Source organism: Pedobacter frigidisoli (genome assembly GCF_004331675.1).
Taxonomy (GTDB): domain Bacteria; phylum Bacteroidota; class Bacteroidia; order Sphingobacteriales; family Sphingobacteriaceae; genus Pedobacter; species Pedobacter frigidisoli.
In genome coordinates this window covers 160,846-180,804 of record NZ_SJSN01000005.1, presented here as the reverse complement: position 1 = coordinate 180,804, position 19,959 = coordinate 160,846, and the positions used below count along the sequence as shown (strand labels likewise).

Genomic DNA, 19,959 nt, shown 5'->3' with positions numbered 1-19,959 from the left:
ATATTTTAAATATTGTTTTCAGGGTTAAAAACTGAGTTATACGCTAATCATTTATTTTGGTTTTTTTGCTCTATCTATTTCCACCTCGCCTTTAGTTCCCCCTTCGGGGGCTAGATTATGGGATTTATGCCCCAACATTTATAATATCAGCAAAAACACCCGCTGCGGTAACTTCTGCACCTGCACCTGGCCCTTTTACCACCAACGGACGAGATTTGTACCTATCCGTTGTGAACGAAATAATGTTATCACTTCCTGAAAGCATATAGAACGGATGACTATCATCTACCATTTGCAGACTAATTTCGACATTGCCATCTTCGAGTTTTCCGATGTAGCGTAATACTTTTTTGTCGTTTGCTGCCTTAGTTTTCAATTCTTCGAAGTAGGCCGAGTTTTTTTGTAATTCAGCGTAGAAATCCTCCACAGAAGTGGCATTTAAGCAAGCTTCGGGTAAAATATTATCGATTTTTACATCCACGGCTTCCAAAGGATAACCGGCATCACGAGCCAGAATCAACATTTTACGCATGAAATCCTTTCCGTTCAAATCATCGCGAGGGTCGGGTTCGGTGTAGCCCAATTCCTGCGCTTCTTTAACCGTTTCGTAAAAACCTGCATCGCCTTTAAAATTGTTGAATATGTAAGAAATGGTTCCTGATAAAATTGCCTCAATACGAGCCACTTTATCACCACTCATCATCAATTCTCTCAAAGTACGAATGATAGGCAAACCTGCACCAACATTGGTTTCGTAATAAAAATCTACACCGAATTTACGGGCCGTATCTTTAAACGATTTATATTGGGCGAAATCAGCAGAGTTTCCTTTTTTATTACAAGTTACTACGGAGATGCTGCTTTCGAAAATGCCCTGATAAAACTCAATCGGCGATTCTGCTGCTGTGTTATCCACGAAAACGCAGTTTGGTAAATTTAAGGCTTTCATACGTTCGACAAAACTAGCCAAATCCGCTTGTTCACCATTCATGACTAAGTTCGTTTCCCAATCTTCAAGAGATAAACCCTCGGGGTTGAAAATCATTTTTCTGGTATTGCTGATTCCCGCAACTTTAACCTGTAAATCATTATTAGCTGCCAAAAATGGCATTTGCTCTTTCAATTGGTTGAACAACGTTTTGCCGATATTTCCGGTTCCCAAACAGAAAATGTTCAGCGTACGTTTTAAATCGGTGAAGAAAGCATCGTGAACAGCATTTACGGCTTTCGATAAATCGGCTGCGTTGATAATTACCGAGATATTATATTCAGAAGAACCTTGCGCAATCGCCCGAACGTTGATGCCATTTCTGCCCAAAGCATTAAACAATCTTCCGCTCATACCCGGCGTACGTTTCATGTTTTCGCCTACGATGGCTAACACTGCCAAATTATTTTCCACTTCCGGTAAAGCAAGTTTATTGGCATCCAGTTCCAATTCAAACTCCTTTTTAATTAACGAGATCGCCTGTCCGGCATCAGTCGGTTTAACCGCGAAAGTTATGCTATGCTCAGATGAAGATTGGGTAATCAACACCACGTTAATCTGTTCGCGAGAAAGCAAAGAAAACAATCTTCCGCTGAAACCAGCTTTACCCACCATACCGCTTCCGGTAAGGTTAATGATACTGATGTGGTCGATAGAAGAGATGCCTTTAATTGGCAGACTTGATGCTTTCACATCGCTTTTAATATAGGTTCCTGAAAAATCAGGTTCAAAAGTATTCTTGATTACAATCGGGATTTTCTTCATGAAAGCCGGAATCATCGTTGGCGGATAAATCACTTTCGCTCCGAAATAACTCAATTCCATTGCTTCCGTATAACTCAATTCAGGCAACGAAAAGGCCTTTTTCACGATGCGTGGGTCGGCAGTCATCATTCCGTTTACATCCGTCCAGATTTCAATTTCCTCGGCATTTAAAGCTGCTCCCCAAACTGCTGCAGTGTAATCAGAACCGCCACGACCTAAAGTTGTCACTCTGCCTGCCGCATTGCTGGCAATGAAACCCGTAACAAATAAAACCGTGCTTTTATTCGCCTTATAAAAATCGTTAATCAACATTTCGGTTAGGTCGGTATCAACCTTTGCCTGCCCGAAATTACTATCAGTTTTAATTAATTCCGAACCGTTCACATACAGCGCTTCAACGAATTGCTGCGAGGCGATGTGCGCAATCATAAACGATGAGCAACGTTCGCCGTAGCTCAAAATCTGGTCTTTGGTTTGCAAACTCAACTCGCGGAGGTTGGTTACTGCCTGCAATAAATCTTCCAGCTCATTAAAAAAGATTTTCAAGCGGGTAAATACCGGGTTTTGTGCCGCTGCCGGTAAAAGCGAACGAATAACCGCGAAATGTTTCGCCTCAATTTCTTTTAAACTCGCATCGTAATCTTCGCCACGTTCGGCCCTTTCGGCCATGTCGGTAAGCAAATTGGTTACGCCACTCATTGCCGATAATACAACTACCGGATTGCTTTGTAATTTTTCTTTGGCCACTATGCTCAGCAGCGTTTTAATGTTCTCGGCCGAACCTACGGATGTGCCGCCGAATTTTAATACTTTCATTTGGTTTGGGTTTAAAAAAAAAGCGCCCCGATTTGTGTCGGGACGCTTTCTGTGTTTTTATGTTTTTAATTCAACTTACAACAAATTAGCCCCGCTGGTTTATCCCGGTGGTAATAATAATCGTTGTAATAATCGAAGTGTTAAAATTCATTTCTTCCTGTGTATTATCTACACCGTAAAGAAGCAGATTATTTTTCTTAATTGCAAACGATTTCGAAATTTATTTGAAAATATTTTAATAAAACGTTTAATGAGATGAAATGAATACATTTTCTGAACCGAAAACTGATTTAGATTATTGGGCGGTAGGTTTAACTCCCCTCCTTTTTTTAAGGAGGGGTGCCCGTAGGGCAGGGTGGTTGATATTACAACCATTAGAAAAGGTGCTTCAGTAACTCTTCGGATGTAGCAGTCCTGCTCTCCACTGTAGCTCCGATGAAAAATCGGAGGCTGCCGTTGCGATCAGGTTTAATTTAATTAGGGTTAAGGTACTATCTGAGTTTGTTGCCGGTATGGTGGGTTAGACATTCGAAATAATAAAAATTTCTTGTGTACATATTGAAGTTGCACACGCGACACGCGTGCGCCAGCGGGCGTTATCATTGTTGCCATAAAACAAAAAGAATCAAGAAAAGAATATAAGCGGTTGAGGCCTTATCTAGAAAAATAGTAATCTCCTATTCAATACCTATAAAAATCTCTACTTCCGAATCCGCTCCTTGCAGAGATTTTTCTCCATAAACTTCAAAATCGGCAACATAACTTCTGTTTAATGTAGCATCATTAGCCCAGATTTCTTGCCAAGTTTCTACAACTGCATTGGGCATTTCGCCTTTAGCTATATATTTAAAAAGTTTTTCATTTTTAATTTTTCTGCCAATCAATCCATCTGGAATGCTTTCTAAAGAACCTACTCTTTGCCCGATAATGCTGGTGTATTTACCTGTGTAGTCACTTTCATAATCGGTATAAATGGCATAAACGTCCTCACTTTCTTTATCAGGGATTTTATTGAAGATTTCCTCAGCATAAAATCTTTGCCAAAGTTTACCTAAGTCAGATGCCGCTTGATTATTTTGGTTAGTGGTTTCTATAGATATACCAATAATTTTGAAGTTTTCCATGAGTTAGATTTTAAGCGAAGATAAGAGAATCTATAATATTAATATTGTCAGTCTGAGCCTGTCGAAGACCTTTTTGCCTTAACCTTACGCTAAGCTAAGGATGACAAGGTGGATATAAACCCTGCAAGAAACCTAAGTTTCATTGCAAAATCTTCAGTTTCTAAACCTGATGGCAGCGAGCATCCCGATATTTCTTCGGGATAAAGCGTACAGCAGGGCAAACATTAAAATGAAGTACAGGTTTTGCTTTCCAAATCCTTAAAAATCATCTTCCATTTTTACCTCCTACATCTTCCATCCTTTTCTTACCTTTGATGCAAATATGCAGGGCTTAGTTATTAAATCTACGGGAAGTTGGTACAACGTTTTGGCCGATAACGGCGAACGCTACAACTGCCGTATTGTGGGCAAATTCAGAATCAAAGGGATTAAAACCACTAACCCCATCGCGGTTGGCGACCGTGTGAAATTTGACTTGGAGAGAGATAGTAACCAGGGTTTGATTAACGAAATGCTGCCACGAAAAAACTACATTATCCGCAAGTCGATTAACTTAAGTAAGCAAGCTCAAATTTTAGCTGCTAATTTAGATATGGCTATTTTGGTAGTTACTTTGGCTTCGCCAAGAACATCGTTAGGTTTTATAGACAGGTTTTTAGTAACTGCCGAAGCTTATGATGTGCCTGCGGTTTTGGTTTTTAATAAACTCGATTTGTTTAGCAAAGAGGGTTTGGAAATTCTGCAAGATTTTAAGGAAATTTACCAAGCCATTGGTTATCCATGCTACGAAGTTTCGGCTTTGAAAGGCATCAATATTCCGCTAATTCAAGAGCTAATTACGGATAAAATTACACTGATTTCAGGTCACTCAGGAGTTGGGAAATCGAGTTTAATCAATGCTTTATTGCCTGACAGAGATTTGCGCACAGGTGAAGTTTCAGAATGGAGCGATAAAGGACAGCATACCACAACTTTCGCAGAAATGTTCGAATTGCCTCAAGGTGGTTTCATTGTAGATACACCTGGCATTAGGGAATTAGGCGTTATCGATATCGAAAAAGAAGAGTTAGGTCATTTTTTCAGAGAGATATTTAAAACTTCGCACGATTGCCGCTTTAACAATTGTCGCCATGTTAACGAGCCTGGCTGTGCAGTAATCGAAGCTGTAAATGAGGGCAATATAGCCGTTTCGAGATATGAAAGCTACCTAAGTATTTTTCATGGGAACGATACAAGGCATTAACCCCCCAGCCCCCTAAAGGGGGAGCTGAATAACAGGAAGGTTAGGCAAGAGTGCAATAAACAAAAATAAATGTTTTGGCGTTGTGCTAAAGCTATAGAAAGTCAAAAGCCCCCTTTAGGGGGTTTGGGGGTTAAAACTTTAGAAAGGAGAAGTCCCCTTAGGGGATTTAGGGGATATGAAATTCAAACTAGGAGATTTTGTTCGTTTTGTTGATGAAAAACGTGAGGGTTATGTAACGAAGATTATCGATAGCCAAACATTAGGTGTTACCGATGAGGATGGTTTCGAAATACCTGTTGCGGTGAGTAATCTAACTTCTGTGCATGGTCATGGTGTTTCTGCTGAAGAAATTGATGCGCCTAAACCCATTCAGGTTAATATTCCGAGCGTAAGTAAAATTGAAAATGGTATTTATTTGGCGGTTGCAAATGATAATAAAGCCGGTAATGTGGTTCATTTTCACTTGCAGAATCAAACACCAAGCGCTTTATTAGTTGCCTTAAATACGGAGCGAAAAGAAAAGTATGCTGGTGCTTACCATGGCGTTATCTCTTCATATAATTCAGTGCTGGTTTACTCGGCATCTTTAGCCGATTTAGATATTTGGCCCGAGTTTTTATTTCAGGTTTTATTATTCAGCACAGCTGATATTAAACCATTAGCGCCCTTGGTTATTCGCAAGAAATTCCGTGCAAAGGATTTTAGTGGCGAGCTGAAAGAGTTGCCAAATTCAAAACAAAAAGGATGGTTAATTCGCCTCGACGAGCAGGCTCCAATTATTGATGTGCAAAAATTAAAGGAAAGCTTTTTTAAGGGTGCGGATCAAAAGAAAACGATAGATGCGCCTGCGAAAGAGGTAGATCTGCATATCGAAAAGTTAAGAGACGATCATCATTTTCTAGAGCCCGATGAAATGCTTAAAATTCAACTGAATCATTTTCAAAACGCTATCGATGCTGCTGTGGTTCATCATTTCGATAAAATGATTTTTATTCACGGATCAGGAAACGGAACCTTGCGGGATAAAATCCACAAGCTGATCAGCAAAAATCCAAATGTAAAAACCTATATGGATGCTCGCAAAGAGAAATTTGGTTATGGTGCGACAGAGGTAGTTTTTAAGTAATTGATATATTGTTGGATTGTTTGATTGCTGAATTGCTAAATGCAGGATCAGTCATCGGATGAATATAAAAGGATAGAAATTTCATATAAAAATCGAGGTACAGTTTTTGAGCCAATCTAATTTCTTTTTATAAAAGATTAAAACTAGCTTTGCCCCAAATTAATGAAACACCTAGTTACCATATCTCTTGTATTTTTTAGCTTAACACATTTGGCAAAAGCCGAACGTGTTGAAGGGCTTAGAATATTAAATGAATATTGTAATGAGCATAAAATTGGTGCTAATGTAACGGATAGAAGTTCTGTTCAGCTCAACGAACAACACAATCCCTATTTATTATCTTACACCAGTCTAGCTTTAATAGGAACCCAAAATCCATTAAGGGTTGCGAAATATATCAGTGTTAATCAGGTAATTGCCGATTTAACCATTCGTAAAAATCCAAAGAATAACAGTCCTTAGTTTTCTTTTCTTATCAAATCTTATATAAGGTTTTTGAGCCTCATTTATACCAGCAACAGCCAAAATGACTTGCAAAAAGCCATGGCTCAGTTGTTGTATCACATCAATTTTTAATAAAATTTACGATTTAATATATAATAATGTTAGGATTTTTAGCGAAGGTTTTCGGAAGTAAATCAGATAGAGATATAAAGGCTATTCAGCCATTAGTTGTTCAAATTAACGAACAATACAATAAACTTTCAGTGCTTAGCAACGATGATTTGCGTGGAAAAACCATAGAATTTAAGGAAAGAATTTCTGCTTTCTTAAGTGATATCGATGCAAAAATTGCGGGCTTAAAAGCAGATGCCGATGGAGAAGATTTAGATCTTCACCAAAAAACTGCCTTGTACGATCAGGTTGATGCTTTAGGCAAAGACCGAGATGCAGAATTAGAAAAAGTGCTTTTGGAAATTCTTCCTGAGGCTTTTGCTGTAGTAAAGGAAACTTCTCGTCGTTTAAGTGAAAACGATTTTTTAGAAGTTACAGCTACACAATTTGATAGAGATTACGCAGCTCGTAAAAACAATGTGAAAATTGTTGGCGATAAAGCGCATTGGGCTAATAAATGGGATGCTGCCGGAACTGAGGTAGCGTGGAACATGGTTCATTACGACGTGCAGTTGATTGGTGGTATCGTGTTACACAGCGGTAAAATTGCCGAGATGGCTACTGGAGAGGGTAAAACTTTGGTAAGTACGCTTCCTGCATATTTAAATGCACTTGCCGGACAAGGCGTTCACATCGTAACGGTGAATGATTACCTTGCTCGTCGTGATAGTGAATGGAACGGACCATTGTTCGAGTTCCATGGTTTAAGTGTTGATTGTATTGATAAACACGAACCAAATTCAGAAGAAAGGAGAAAAGCTTACGCATCGGATATTACTTACGGAACCAATAATGAGTTCGGGTTTGATTACCTGCGTGACAATATGTCGCAAACGCCAGACCAATTGGTGCAGCGCAAGCAACATTTTGCAATGGTAGATGAGGTCGATTCAGTTTTGATTGATGATGCCCGTACACCGTTAATTATTTCTGGTCCAATTCCTCGTGGCGATGAGCATGAATTTTATGAGTTGAAACCACGTATCGAACGTTTGGTAAATGCGCAAAAAGCTTATGTGTCTTCAGCTTTAAACGAAGCTAAAAAATTAATCAATGCTGGAAACAGTGGAACTGAAGAAGGTGAGGGTGGTTTAGCTTTATTACGTGCTTACCGTGGTTTGCCAAAAAATAAGGCATTAATTAAATTCTTAAGTGAAAGCGGTGTTCGTGGTTTGTTGCTAAAAACTGAAAATCATTACATGGCAGATCAATCTAAGAACATGCCTAAGGTAGATTCTGAATTGTTCTTTTACATTGATGAGAAAAATAATCAGGTTGAGCTAACTGAAAAAGGTATTGAATTGATTACCCAATCGGGTGAGGATCAAAACTTTTTCGTTTTACCAGATGTAGGTACTGAGGTTGCAGATCTAGAGAAATCTGATTTGCCTTTGGAAGAGAAAGTTGTTCAGAAAGATGCCTTAATGCGTGATTATTCTGTTAAAGCGGAACGTATTCACTCGGTTAACCAATTATTAAAAGCTTATACTTTATTCGAAATTGATGTGGAATACATCATCGATGAGGGAAAGATTAAAATTGTTGATGAGCAAACGGGTCGTATTATGGATGGCCGCCGTTACTCTGACGGATTACACCAAGCAATTGAGGCCAAGGAAAACGTAAAAGTTGAAGATGCAACTCAAACTTATGCTACAGTAACCTTGCAAAATTATTTCCGTATGTACCACAAACTTTGCGGTATGACGGGTACTGCAACTACAGAAGCAGGTGAGTTCTGGTCGATTTATAAACTAGATGTTGTTGAAATCCCAACCAATAGAAATATCTCAAGATCAGATCAACAGGATTATGTTTACCGTACAGTTCGTGAAAAATACAATGCTGTAGCTGATGAGATTGTAAAATTAACAGAGGCAGGAAGACCAGTATTAGTAGGTACAACTTCAGTTGAGATTTCGGAATTATTGAGCCGTATGCTTAAACTTCGTGGAATTAAGCACAATGTGTTAAACGCGAAAATGCACCAGAAAGAGGCAGATATTGTTGCCGAAGCTGGTCAGGCTGGTCAGGTTACCATTGCAACCAACATGGCTGGTCGTGGTACGGATATTAAATTGGGCGCTGGCGTAAAAGACTCTGGTGGTTTAGCAATCGTTGGTACGGAACGTCACGAATCTCGTCGTGTTGATAGACAGTTACGTGGTCGTGCTGGTCGTCAAGGTGATCCGGGTTCTTCTCAGTTCTTCGTTTCATTGGAAGATAACTTAATGCGTTTGTTCGGTTCGGAGAGAATCTCCAGCATTATGGTGCGTATGGGAATTGAGGATGGAGAAGTAATTCAACACTCGATGATTACCAAATCCATCGAACGTGCCCAAAAGAAAGTTGAGGAAAACAACTTTGGTATTCGTAAACGTTTATTGGAGTACGATGACGTGATGAACTCGCAACGTACGGTTATTTATGCTAAACGTAAAAACGCCTTATTTGGAGAGCGTTTAGATGTAGATATGAACAATATGGTATTCGATGTTGCCGAAGATATCGTAACAGAATATAAGGAAGAGGCAAATTACGATGGTTTCAAACTAGAAGTAATTAAAAACTTCTCGGTTGATACTGCCATCACTGAAAAGGAATTCTCTTCTACAAATATTCCAACCTTAACAGAAAGATTATTCGAAGAAGCTGAAGCATTTTATGCTCGTAAATCAGAGGCAATTATTCAGCAATCGTTACCAGTCTTAACGCAGGTTTACGAAGAACGCGGTCAGCATATTGAGCAGATTGTTGTGCCATTTACCGATGGTATTCGTGGAATTCAAGTTGCAGTTGATTTGAAAAAAGCTATTGATCACAAAGGAAAAGAGGTTGTTCGTTCGTTCGAAAAAACAATTGTACTTGCCTTAATTGACGATAGCTGGAAAGAGCATTTACGTGAAATGGATGATTTAAAACAATCAGTTCAAAATGCAGTTTACGAGCAAAAAGATCCATTGGTAATTTACAAAATGGAAGCTTTCAACTTATTCAAAAACATGCTTAATGCGGTGAATAAGGAAGTAGTGAGTTTCTTGTATAAAGGTGGAATTCCAGTTCAGCAAGAAGCTGAGGATGTTAGAGAAGCACCAGCTCCTGTAAAACAGCCTAAGTTGCAAACCACTAAACAAGAGTTTGGTGCCGAGCAGCCAGGTGTTGAGTTTGGAGATACAAGAGAGGCGATTCCTCAACAGCCAATTCGCAAGGAAGCAACTGTTGGTCGTAATGAACCTTGCCCTTGTGGAAGTGGTAAGAAATTCAAAAACTGTCACGGAGCAAACTTTTAATAGCAATTTGCGATAATATTATAGCTAGGCCACATCAAATGATGTGGCCTTTTTGATTGCTTTAATAAAATTAAAGTAACAATGAATTGGTATAATTCAATCTAATTGCCTAAAGAATTGCAAATTTTATTTTGTAATTTAGATAGATGGAAACTTTAACGATTAACATACCTGATGATAAAAGTTCAATTGTAAAACAAATTCTAAAAGAATTTGGCGTTACCATTATCGGCACAAACTCACAAAGCAAAATCTTAAATCTGTCTCCCGAACAGAAACAAGAGATTATTTCATCCCAAGAACAAGTTAAAAATGGCTTATTTGTAGAACAATCTGCACTTGATGATGAAGTAAACGAATGGCTAAAAAAATAATTTGGTCTCACAAAGCGAGAATTAAACTCTACGCTATACTTGAATTTTATGCTCAAAGAAATGGCAATAAAAAGTATTCTGCAATACTTTATAAAAGATTCAATAAGGACATTAGGCTCCTAATAAAGAACCCTCACCTGGGCATTCAATCCTCAAAAGCAAATATTCGAGGATTAATTGTATTAGATTATATAATTTTTTATGAGAGCGAAGATTTTCGGATTATCATTCATGCCATTTGGCCTACCAATCAAAATCCAGATAAATTAATAATTTAACAGTGTAAACTACCATTTGCACAACCCATAAAGAATGCCGAATTTTGCACGAAGTTTGGCTTTTTTGTTTTCTAAACAATTTTCGAATAGTCAGGGTTTAATTACACATGAAAATAACACTAACTTTTATATTTTGTTTATTCCTTTTTACTACGTCTTTTGCTCAAAGGGGCGAAGTAACCGTTATAAAAGATCCATTAATAGACAGTTTGATTGCCAAGCGTTCGCAAGTTTATAAAACACCTGGCGAGGTAAAGATTGGTAAGCCAATTGTTTCTGCCTACGGTTATCGTGTCCAGATTTTTTATGGGTCAGATAGACGGGAAGTTTTTAGCCAACAAGCTCGCTTTAAAAGCCTTTATCCAAGATTTAATACCTATCTCATTTATAAAGAGCCAAACTATTATGTTCGGGTCGGCGATTTTAGAACACGATTAGAAGCTCAACGTTTAATGAGCGAAATCAGATCAACTTTCCCAACATTATTTATTTTTAGGGAAAAAATTAATGCACCAAGTTTAGATACAACAACTGATGATCAAAGATAAAATACAGGAATTAGCCGCCAACATCTTCAACGATGTCGTAGGCTATCGTCAACATATTCATGCCAATCCAGAATTATCGTATAAAGAATTTGAAACCTCATTATTTATTAAAGATAAATTAAAGAAGTGGGGAATTGAGTTTACCAGTTGTGCAAATACGGGTGTTGTAGGTTTAATTAAGGGAAATCTGCCATCAGATAAGGTAATTGCCTTACGTGGCGATATGGATGCATTACCAATTCACGAGGCGAATGATAAACCTTATGCCTCAAAAAACCATGGTGTAATGCATGCCTGCGGACATGATGTGCATACGTCATCACTTTTAGGTACAGCTTATATCTTAAATCAATTGAAAGATGATTTCGGTGGAACCATTAAATTGATTTTTCAACCTGCTGAGGAACTGCTTCCTGGGGGCGCTAGTATTATGATTAAAGAGGGTGTTTTGGAAAATCCGAAGCCCGATTATATTGTTGGTCAGCATGTGATGCCGTTAATTGAAACGGGTAAAGTTGGCTTTCGCTCTGGCATTTATATGGCCTCTACCGACGAATTATATGTGACAGTTACCGGAAAAGGTGGGCATGGTGCACAGCCTCATCAAAATATCGATCCGGTTTTAATTGCCTCGCACATCATCGTTGCCCTACAACAAATTGTTTCCCGAAATGCAGACCCACGTTTACCTTCCGTTTTATCTTTCGGCAAGGTAACCGCCAATGGAGCAACCAATATCATTCCAAATGAAGTTAAAATCGAAGGTACTTTTAGAACTTTGGATGAAGATTGGAGAGCTGAAGCGCATGTTCGCATGAAGAAAATGGCAGAAGGCATGGCCGAGAGCATGGGTGGAAGTTGCGATTTTGATATTCACAGGGGCTATCCATTTTTAATTAATGAAGAGAAACTAACTGCAAATGCAAGAAGTTTTGCTGAAGAATTTTTGGGTAAAGAAAATGTAGTGGATTTAGATATTTGGATGGCTGCCGAAGATTTTTCTTTCTACTCACAAGTAACAGATGCCTGTTTTTACCGTTTAGGAACTGGAAATGCAGCGAAAGATACTCAATATTCAGTCCACACGCCAAGATTTGATGTTGATGAAGATGCGCTTAAAATATCTACTGGCTTAATGGCTTTCATTGCCTTAAAGCAATTGGGCAATTAGAAAAACGGACAATGTAAGATGGATAATGGAATTTCCATGCATATCTAAAAGGGCATTGTTTTTGCCACCACAACCAAACATGAAGAAAATATTCTTACTTATAATCATCACATCGTTTTTTTACAATGGTTTCGCACAAGAGATTCCACGTTTCAATCCCGATACCATTAAAACCATTACTTTAGATTCTACCGTAAACATTAAGGCCGAAAAGTTAAACATCGAAACTTTTATCAATAAAGTGGTAAATGATACTTCATTTTATCAGTCTTTTAGGGATATGAAACGATATAGTTTTGTAGCTGAAAATAGGATTTTTAGCTACGATAAAAAGAATAAGGTTGAGGGCAAAATCTACCGCAAGATCAAACATAACAATAGCGGACAGTATAAAATGGAGTATCTTGTAAAAGAGGAAAGTGGTAAGCTTTACAAGAAAAACGGTAAGTACCAGCTTTACACCATCGAGATGTTCGATTATATCTTTATGAATGCTTATAACACCGACTTTATCCCAAATGCGCCAGCTAGCGATGGTAAAGGTGGAACAAACGAAAGTTATAAGGATAAATTGAAAACCTTGATCTTCAATCCAGGCAGGCCAGTTAAGGTGCCTTTTATTGGTAGCAAGACCGAAATTTTCTCGGCAAATATGCGCCAGTATTATGATTATGGTTTTACCAGCGGAACCTATTTGGATTCTATTCCGGTCTACCGTTTTAAGGTTTCTATGAAACCAGATTTAAGCAGCTGGACTAAAGATGGATTAATGATTAAGGAACTGATTACCATTTTCGATAAGCGGAATTTTAATATTCTCGGGCGATATGTCGATATGAAATATGGCAATATGCTTTTTGATTTTGATGTCCAGATGAATATTGAAATGGGTTATTTCGGTGATGATAAATTGCCAACTAAAATCACTTATCAAGGCAATTGGGATTATCCTTTCAAAAAGGAAGAACGAGCAAGTTTCCTAATCGTTCATAAAGATTACCAACTCGAAAAGGGCAAATAAGGATTTACTAACGCATAAAAGATTTATTATCTTTAAACGATTATTTAAACCCATCAAAATGCAATTCCTTTCTTCTTTAAAATTTAAAATAACAGCCATTTTATTCATGTTTTGCGGCGTTAATCTGCAGGCACAAGTGCTTACCTCAAAACAGATTGATAGTGTTGTAGAAAAAACCTTAACCACTTTTAATGTTCCAGGAATTGCGGTTTCGGTCATAAAAGATGGTAAGATAATCCATTTGAAAGGTTATGGGGTTCGCTCCATAAAAACGAATCAAAAGGTTGATGAAAATACACTCTTTGGTGTGGCATCAAATACCAAGGCTCTTACTGCAGCTGCCTTGGGTATGCTGGTTGATGAAAAGAAAATCACTTGGGATACAAAAGTAACCGATGTTATTCCAGAATTTAAGATGTACGATGCTTACGTTACCAGTGAATTTACCATTCGCGATTTGCTAACGCACCGCAGTGGCTTGGGTTTGGGTGCTGGCGATTTAATGATTTGGCCAGATTCTTCAACGGTTGACAAAAAACAGTTGATTCACAATCTTCGCTATCTAAAACCCGTTTCATCTTTTAGAACTAAATATGATTACGACAATCTAATGTATATTGTTGCGGGAGATGTGGTGGCCAGAGTATCGGGAATTACATATGAAGATTTTATAGAAAGCAGAATCATTAAACCTTTGGGGATGACAAAAACTGCCGCCTCTTGGTATCGCCTAAAAGATAAATCGAATGTAATCGATGGTCATGCGCCTTACGAGGGGAAATTGCTTCCGGTAGGATTAAGTTTTGGGGAAATTGCAAATGCTGCAGGCGGTATTTATTCTAACGTTACCGATATGAGTAAATGGGTAATGGCAATGATGAACGGTGGAAAATACGGTGATAGCATGGATAAGAAATTATTTACTCCTGCTGTTGCTAGAGAACTTTGGACACCCCAAACTATTATTACTGGTGGAAATCCTGCAAGTTTTAGTAGTTATGGATTAGGCTGGTTCTTGAGTAATGTTAATGGTAATTTCCAGGCAACGCATACCGGTGGGTTATCTGGCATTGTAACGCAGGTTACCATTCTTCCCGATCTTAAATTGGGTATTATCGTGTTAACCAATCAACAATCTGGTGCTGCATTTAGCGCCATTACAAATTCAATCAAAGATGGTTATCTTGGCATTAAAGGTCAGAATAGGATAAAAACTTACAACGATAATAGGCTTGCAAACGAAAAACAGGCTAACGAAATGGTGACAAAGGTTTGGGCAGATATTAGTGCTCAGCAAAAATCAAATGCCACAAAACCTGATGTTAAAAGCTATTTTGGAACTTATCGCGATGCTTGGTTTGGAGAAGTTACCATTAGCGAAGTAAATGGGTAAAATGCATTTTCAAGCTAAAAACGCACCAAAGCTACGTGGCGACATGACCTACTACAAAGGAAATACCTTTATTGTAAAATGGTACGATAGAAGCTTAGATGCTGATGCCTTTGTAAACTTTAGTCTCGATAATAACGCAGTTGCTAATGGTTTCAAAATGGAAGCCATTTCACCATTAACAGATTTTAGTTTTGATTTTCAGGATCTGGATTTCAAAAAGATCGATAAGAAATAATCCCTAACCAATTTATAACATGAAAAACCTATTTAAAACAAGTATTTTACTTGGCTTTTGCTTAATCGCATTAACATCAATGACATTTAAACCGAAACGAATCATCTTTTTTGGCGATTCAATTACACAGCAAGGCTTATCCAAAAATGGATACGTAACCCTCATTAAAAAAGCTTTAGATTCTACAAAGTACAATGTGCTTGGAGCCGGAATTGGTGGTAACAAGGTTTATGATTTATACTTGAGGTTAGAGGATGATGTACTTAGTAAAAAGCCAGATTTAGTGGTCATTTATGTGGGCATTAATGATGTTTGGCATAAACAATCATCACATACCGGTACCGATTACGATAAGTATTTGAAGTTTTATCAAGCATTGATCAATAAGATTCAAGGTGTTGGAAGCAAGGTTGTGTTGGTTACTCCATCGGTTGTTGGAGAAAAGAAAGACGGAACCAATGAACTAGATGCCGATTTAAATAAATATGCCGCTGGAATTAGAGAACTGGCTGCAAAAAACAATTTGCCAGTTTGTGATTTAAGGAAAATCTTTGCCGATTACGAGGCAAGTAATAATCCAGAAGATAATGAAAAAGGAATTCTAACTGTTGATAGGGTGCATTTAAATGATATAGGCAATAAATTGGTTGCAGATCAATTATTGCCGTTGGTAAAGTAAATTCCCCCTAGCTCCCGAAGGGGGAAATACAGGCGAGTTGGAAATAACGCTGTACAATAAGTGTAAATTCCGTAGACAGATATAGAAGCAAAGTTTTTGGGAATAGGTATTAAAACGATAGAAAGGAAAAGCCTCTTTAGGGGTTTGGGGTTATGATCAACCGCGAAACAATAGATAAGATAATGGATACCGCTCGTATAGAGGAGGTAGTTGGGGATTTTGTGCACTTAAAAAAACGCGGAACCAGTTTAATTGGTAATTGTCCCTTTCACGGCGAAAAAACGCCATCATTTCACGTATCAGTTACCAAAGGCATTTACAAGTGTTTTGGCTGTGGTAAAGGTGGCGATTCGGTGCGCTTTATTATGGATCATGAAAAATATTCATATCCAGAAGCACTTAAGTTTTTAGCTAATAAATACAATATAGAAGTTGAGGAGGCCGAACTTACCCCTCAAGATGCTGAAGTGCAAAGCGCCAAGGAAAGTCTTTATATTGTCTCTCAATATGCGGCAACCTTTTTTGTAAAACAGCTTTGGGAAACTGATGAGGGTAAAGGCATTGGATTAAGCTACTTTAAGGAAAGAGGTTTTAGAGAAGATATCCTTAAAAAATTCGAGGTAGGTTATTCGCCTGATGTTTGGGATGCCATGACGCAAAGTGCGATCAATGCAGGACATAAACTCGAGTTTTTGGAATCAACAGGTTTATCCATAAAAAATGATAACGGGAAAATTTACGATCGTTTTCGAGGTCGGGTAATGTTTCCAATTCATGGTTTTACAGGTAGAGTGATTGGTTTTGGAGGTAGAACCCTCAAAACAGATAAGAATGTTCCGAAATATGTAAACTCTCCAGAAAGTGAAATTTATCATAAATCGAATGTTTTATACGGACTTTTCCATGCTAAGAAGGCAATTCGAGATTTAGATAATTGTTATTTAGCAGAGGGTTATGCCGATGTGCTTTCGGTGCATCAGGCTGGGATAGAGAATGTGGTTGCTTCTTCAGGAACTTCATTAACGGTTGAGCAGATTAAATTAATTGGGCGGTTTACCCAAAACATTACCATTTTATTTGATGGAGATGCCGCAGGTATTAAAGCCTCCCTCCGTGGTTTGGACATGATTTTGGAAGAAGGACTCAATGTTAAAATTGTTTCCTTTCCTGATGGACATGATCCTGATTCATATATGCATCATGTTGGTGCAGGTGCATTTAAAACTTATCTAGAAAATAACAGACGCGATTTTATCCTATATAAAGCCAATGTATTATTAAAAGATGCAGGCGATGATCCAATTAAAAGGGCAGGCATTATCCGCGATATAGTTGAAAGTATTGCCAAAATTCCCGATCAGATTAAAGCTTCAGTTTTTATTAGGGAGTGTAGTAGTTTGCTCGAAATTGAAGAACGAATCTTAATGAGTGAACTGAACAAAATGCGCTCGGCCAAGGTTAAGAAAAGCTTCGAAAGTAATCAAAGGGCTAACAATAACAATTCAAGTAACAGTCCATATTCCTCTGGTCCGCCAGAACCGCTTGGCCCACCAGATAATTTATGGGATGATAATGCCGGACCACTTGATCAACAAAGCAATAGCACGGAAAACGATGAGCATCAAGAAAAGGAAATTGTGCGTTTGCTATTAGCTTATGGACATGAGTTTGTAAATTGGGATAACATCGATGACATGTACATTGGCTCTTTCATTATGCAGAATCTAGCAGATGTTGACTTTGAAAATCCAGTTTGCAAGAAAATTATTGATTACTATAAATCTGAAATTGACAATGGAAGGTTGCCTACCGCAAATCACTTTGTTAAACATCAAGAGAGGGACATTGCAGATATGGCCATTACACTTTCAACATCAGAATATGCCCTGAGTGAAAATTGGTTAAACAAACACTTAATTTATGTTAAGGATGAAAGCATGAATTTGAAAGCAACAATTTTAGGTGGAATTTTTCACCTTAAAAAGCGTAAGGTTGATCGAATTTTAACCAACCTTTTAAAAGAAATTAAGGATGAAAAAGATCAGGATAACCAAATGATTTTAATGCAACGTTATGGCGTGATAAAAGGTGTAGAGCGAGAGATTTCAAAATTCTTGGGTTCTGTTATCGTTAAATAGGATCAAGATTAACAAGATTTAGGGATTTTTGGATCAGGGCAGTTTATTCATTTTTTCAGAAAGGTATCATTCACTCATTCAATAACCCATCATTCAATAATTCATTAAAATGGCAACTCATAACGATTTAGGTAAGGATGGAGAACGTATTGCCAAACAATATCTGGAGGATAATGGTGATGAAATCTTAGATGAGAACTGGACTCATGGTAAATCAGAAGTAGATTTAATTGCTTACAAGGATAGAATCATGATCTTTGTTGAAGTTAAAGCAAGAACATCCATAGCTTTTGGGGCACCTGAAGATTTTGTCGAAAAGGCTAAACAACTTCAAATGGAGTTGGCGGCAACAGAATATATTGAAATCATGAATCATCAAAATGATATTCGTTTTGATATTATTGCCATTACATTTACAAAAAATAATAAATATACATTAAACCACATTGAGGATGCTTTTTGGCCAGAAGACTAACCAAATAAAAACATTATTATTTATCGCAGTTGCGACCGCTTTTGTTAGCGCTTGTAAGGATGATACTCCAAATACCTATCGTAGCTTTATTGCTCCCTTGGTGGGTTTAAATGTTTCCTCTGGAAATGATTTTGAGGTGAAAGTACTTTTTGGTAAAGAGCAAAAAGTGGATTCTGTAGTTTATTTATTAGATACCACAACAGTTATTTCTAAAACAGATACCACGGCAATAAAACTAAAAACCGCTGGCTTAAAATTGGGTAATCACCTATTAACTGCCCGCATTTATGGTGAAGGAAAATCGGAGGAATTAACTTCCAATATTAATGTTTTGGCAGCACAGCCTCCAGTAGAATATTCGTACAAAATAATTAAAACACTTCCTCATGATACCTCCTCATATGTAGAGGGTTTGGAATATCATGATGGATTTTTCTATGAAAGCGCTGGTGATTATGGAAATTCGAGTCTGCGTAAAGTTGATCCTGCAACAGGTAAGGTTTTGCAAAAAACGGATCTAGATAAGAAATATTTTGGCGAGGGGATGACGGTAATTGGTGATAAAATTATTCAGCTTACTTATCGCGAGAAAGTGAGGTTTGTTTATGATAAGGCAACACTTAAAAAGCTTTCTGAACTTCCTTTCTCAATTGGTAGAGGCGAGGGTTGGGGCTTAACTTTCGACGGCAAAAAAGTGTTAAATACCGACGGATCGCACACGATTTATTTTTTGGATAAAAATAAGTTTACCCAAATAGGATCAATCGATGTGTATGATGATAAAGCCGCAATTGAAAACCTAAATGAATTAGAAGTTATTGATGGGAAAATTTATGCCAATGTTTACACCACCAATAATATTTTAATTATCAATCCAGAAACTGGCGCTGTAGACAGTAAAATCAACTTAATAGGCTTGATACCAGATAATTATTTTAAGAATGATGATGCCAAGGCCAATAACGTGTTAAACGGAATTGCCTACGATAAGGTTGGAAAACGACTTTTTGTTACTGGTAAAAAGTGGCCTCATGTTTTTGAAATTAAATTAATTAAGAAATAACTAAAAAGCCAGATTCAAAAATCTGGCTTTTTTTTATTGATCTTTTTTCTTTGGCTCATCTAAATACCCATTAAAAACAATTGGTTGCTTGTTAATGCTGCTGGCCACCAGCGAGGCGTAACCACTTGTAGTGATGTTCAGTGTAAACCTATAATTCTCTCTCTGCACATCTTTCGTATTAATCTGAATGGTATAAGCGCCTTTCTTATTTTTACTTTCGGTGTAGGTGAAATCTTTTGAGGTAAATTTTATCCCACCCTCGCTTGGGTTCATCGGTGCGCTGTAAGATCTTCCAAAGTAAGGTAGATACGCCACAACACTATCCTTAGTAACTCGAACATCATACTGTGATCCGGTAAGGTTAATCATGGAGCCACTTTGAGCGCCGGGCATAGCACTAAAGATTCTATTAATATCATTGTTAGCCATTGGCAAAGCTGTACTTGCAACAAAATTATAGGTTTTATTTGCTACAATCTTTGCTGTAGTTTCTTTGTCGGTTTGGGCAAATGTTTGGACGGTAAAAGAAATAAAAGCTAGGCCTAATATAAATTTTAAATGTTTCATAGTGTGTGTGTTTTAAAGAATGAACAATTTAAAGATGCATCAGTTTCCAA

General features: G+C 37.7%; 18 protein-coding genes. 15 read left to right on the top strand and 3 right to left on the bottom strand.

Annotated elements, in window-relative coordinates:
• Positions 1–124 precede the first annotated feature (124 nt).
• Positions 125–2,569, bottom strand: coding sequence for a bifunctional aspartate kinase/homoserine dehydrogenase I (gene thrA / locus EZ449_RS07910; protein ID WP_131557427.1), 2,445 nt, complete (start codon positions 2,567–2,569; stop codon positions 125–127).
• Positions 2,570–3,246: 677 nt separating this feature from the next.
• Positions 3,247–3,693: a GyrI-like domain-containing protein gene (locus tag EZ449_RS07905; protein WP_131557425.1), complete on the bottom strand. Its 447-nt coding sequence runs from the start codon at positions 3,691–3,693 to the stop codon at positions 3,247–3,249.
• 322 nt (positions 3,694–4,015) lie between these two features.
• Here EZ449_RS07905 and rsgA point away from each other — a divergent pair, with 322 nt between their 5' ends.
• The 15 genes from rsgA (at position 4,016) to EZ449_RS07835 (ending at position 19,342) form a co-directional block, all read left to right on the top strand.
• The gene (rsgA, locus tag EZ449_RS07900) at positions 4,016–4,936 is read left to right on the top strand and encodes a ribosome small subunit-dependent GTPase A (protein WP_131557423.1); all 921 of its coding nucleotides are present in this window, start codon (positions 4,016–4,018) and stop codon (positions 4,934–4,936) included.
• Positions 4,937–5,111: 175 nt separating this feature from the next.
• Entirely contained in the window at positions 5,112–6,062 is a 951-nt protein-coding gene (locus EZ449_RS07895) for a Smr/MutS family protein (RefSeq protein ID WP_131557421.1), read from the top strand.
• A gap of 162 nt (positions 6,063–6,224) precedes the next feature.
• On the top strand, positions 6,225–6,524 hold the full coding sequence (locus tag EZ449_RS07890; RefSeq protein WP_131557420.1) for a hypothetical protein: 300 nt from the start codon (positions 6,225–6,227) through the stop codon (positions 6,522–6,524).
• 140 nt (positions 6,525–6,664) lie between these two features.
• Positions 6,665–9,967, top strand: coding sequence for a preprotein translocase subunit SecA (gene secA / locus EZ449_RS07885; RefSeq protein WP_131557419.1), 3,303 nt, complete (start codon positions 6,665–6,667; stop codon positions 9,965–9,967).
• 146 nt (positions 9,968–10,113) lie between these two features.
• Positions 10,114–10,341 (top strand): hypothetical protein, encoded by a 228-nt coding sequence (locus EZ449_RS07880; protein ID WP_131557418.1) that lies wholly within the window; start codon positions 10,114–10,116, stop codon positions 10,339–10,341.
• On the top strand, positions 10,326–10,619 hold the full coding sequence (locus tag EZ449_RS23470; RefSeq protein WP_131557417.1) for a type II toxin-antitoxin system RelE/ParE family toxin: 294 nt from the start codon (positions 10,326–10,328) through the stop codon (positions 10,617–10,619). Before EZ449_RS07880 ends, EZ449_RS23470 begins: the two co-directional genes overlap by 16 nt.
• A 107-nt stretch (positions 10,620–10,726) precedes the next feature.
• Positions 10,727–11,167 carry an SPOR domain-containing protein gene (locus EZ449_RS07870; RefSeq protein ID WP_131557416.1) on the top strand — a complete coding sequence of 147 codons (441 nt, stop codon included), beginning with the start codon at positions 10,727–10,729 and terminating at the stop codon, positions 11,165–11,167.
• On the top strand, positions 11,154–12,338 hold the full coding sequence (locus tag EZ449_RS07865; RefSeq protein ID WP_131557415.1) for a M20 metallopeptidase family protein: 1,185 nt from the start codon (positions 11,154–11,156) through the stop codon (positions 12,336–12,338). Before EZ449_RS07870 ends, EZ449_RS07865 begins: the two co-directional genes overlap by 14 nt.
• Before the next feature lie 79 nt (positions 12,339–12,417).
• On the top strand, positions 12,418–13,359 hold the full coding sequence (locus EZ449_RS07860; protein WP_131557414.1) for a hypothetical protein: 942 nt from the start codon (positions 12,418–12,420) through the stop codon (positions 13,357–13,359).
• 58 nt (positions 13,360–13,417) lie between these two features.
• Positions 13,418–14,752, top strand: coding sequence for a serine hydrolase domain-containing protein (locus EZ449_RS07855; RefSeq protein ID WP_205942961.1), 1,335 nt, complete (start codon positions 13,418–13,420; stop codon positions 14,750–14,752).
• 1 nt (position 14,753) lies between these two features.
• Positions 14,754–14,987, top strand: a complete 234-nt coding sequence (locus EZ449_RS22800; RefSeq protein ID WP_205942960.1) for a DUF3471 domain-containing protein — start codon at positions 14,754–14,756, stop codon at positions 14,985–14,987.
• 19 nt (positions 14,988–15,006) lie between these two features.
• Positions 15,007–15,666, top strand: a complete 660-nt coding sequence (locus EZ449_RS07850; protein ID WP_131557413.1) for an SGNH/GDSL hydrolase family protein — start codon at positions 15,007–15,009, stop codon at positions 15,664–15,666.
• Positions 15,667–15,818: 152 nt separating this feature from the next.
• Positions 15,819–17,804 (top strand): DNA primase, encoded by a 1,986-nt coding sequence (gene dnaG / locus EZ449_RS07845; RefSeq protein WP_131557412.1) that lies wholly within the window; start codon positions 15,819–15,821, stop codon positions 17,802–17,804.
• Positions 17,805–17,913: 109 nt separating this feature from the next.
• On the top strand, positions 17,914–18,279 hold the full coding sequence (locus tag EZ449_RS07840; RefSeq protein ID WP_131557411.1) for a YraN family protein: 366 nt from the start codon (positions 17,914–17,916) through the stop codon (positions 18,277–18,279).
• A complete protein-coding gene (locus tag EZ449_RS07835; RefSeq protein WP_131557410.1) occupies positions 18,257–19,342 on the top strand; it encodes a glutaminyl-peptide cyclotransferase in 1,086 nt (361 codons plus the stop codon). Before EZ449_RS07840 ends, EZ449_RS07835 begins: the two co-directional genes overlap by 23 nt.
• A 33-nt stretch (positions 19,343–19,375) precedes the next feature.
• Here EZ449_RS07835 and EZ449_RS07830 read toward each other — a convergent pair whose 3' ends face one another.
• A complete protein-coding gene (locus EZ449_RS07830) occupies positions 19,376–19,909 on the bottom strand; it encodes a DUF4251 domain-containing protein (protein ID WP_131557409.1) in 534 nt (177 codons plus the stop codon).
• Between the last annotated feature and the right edge of the window lie 50 nt (positions 19,910–19,959).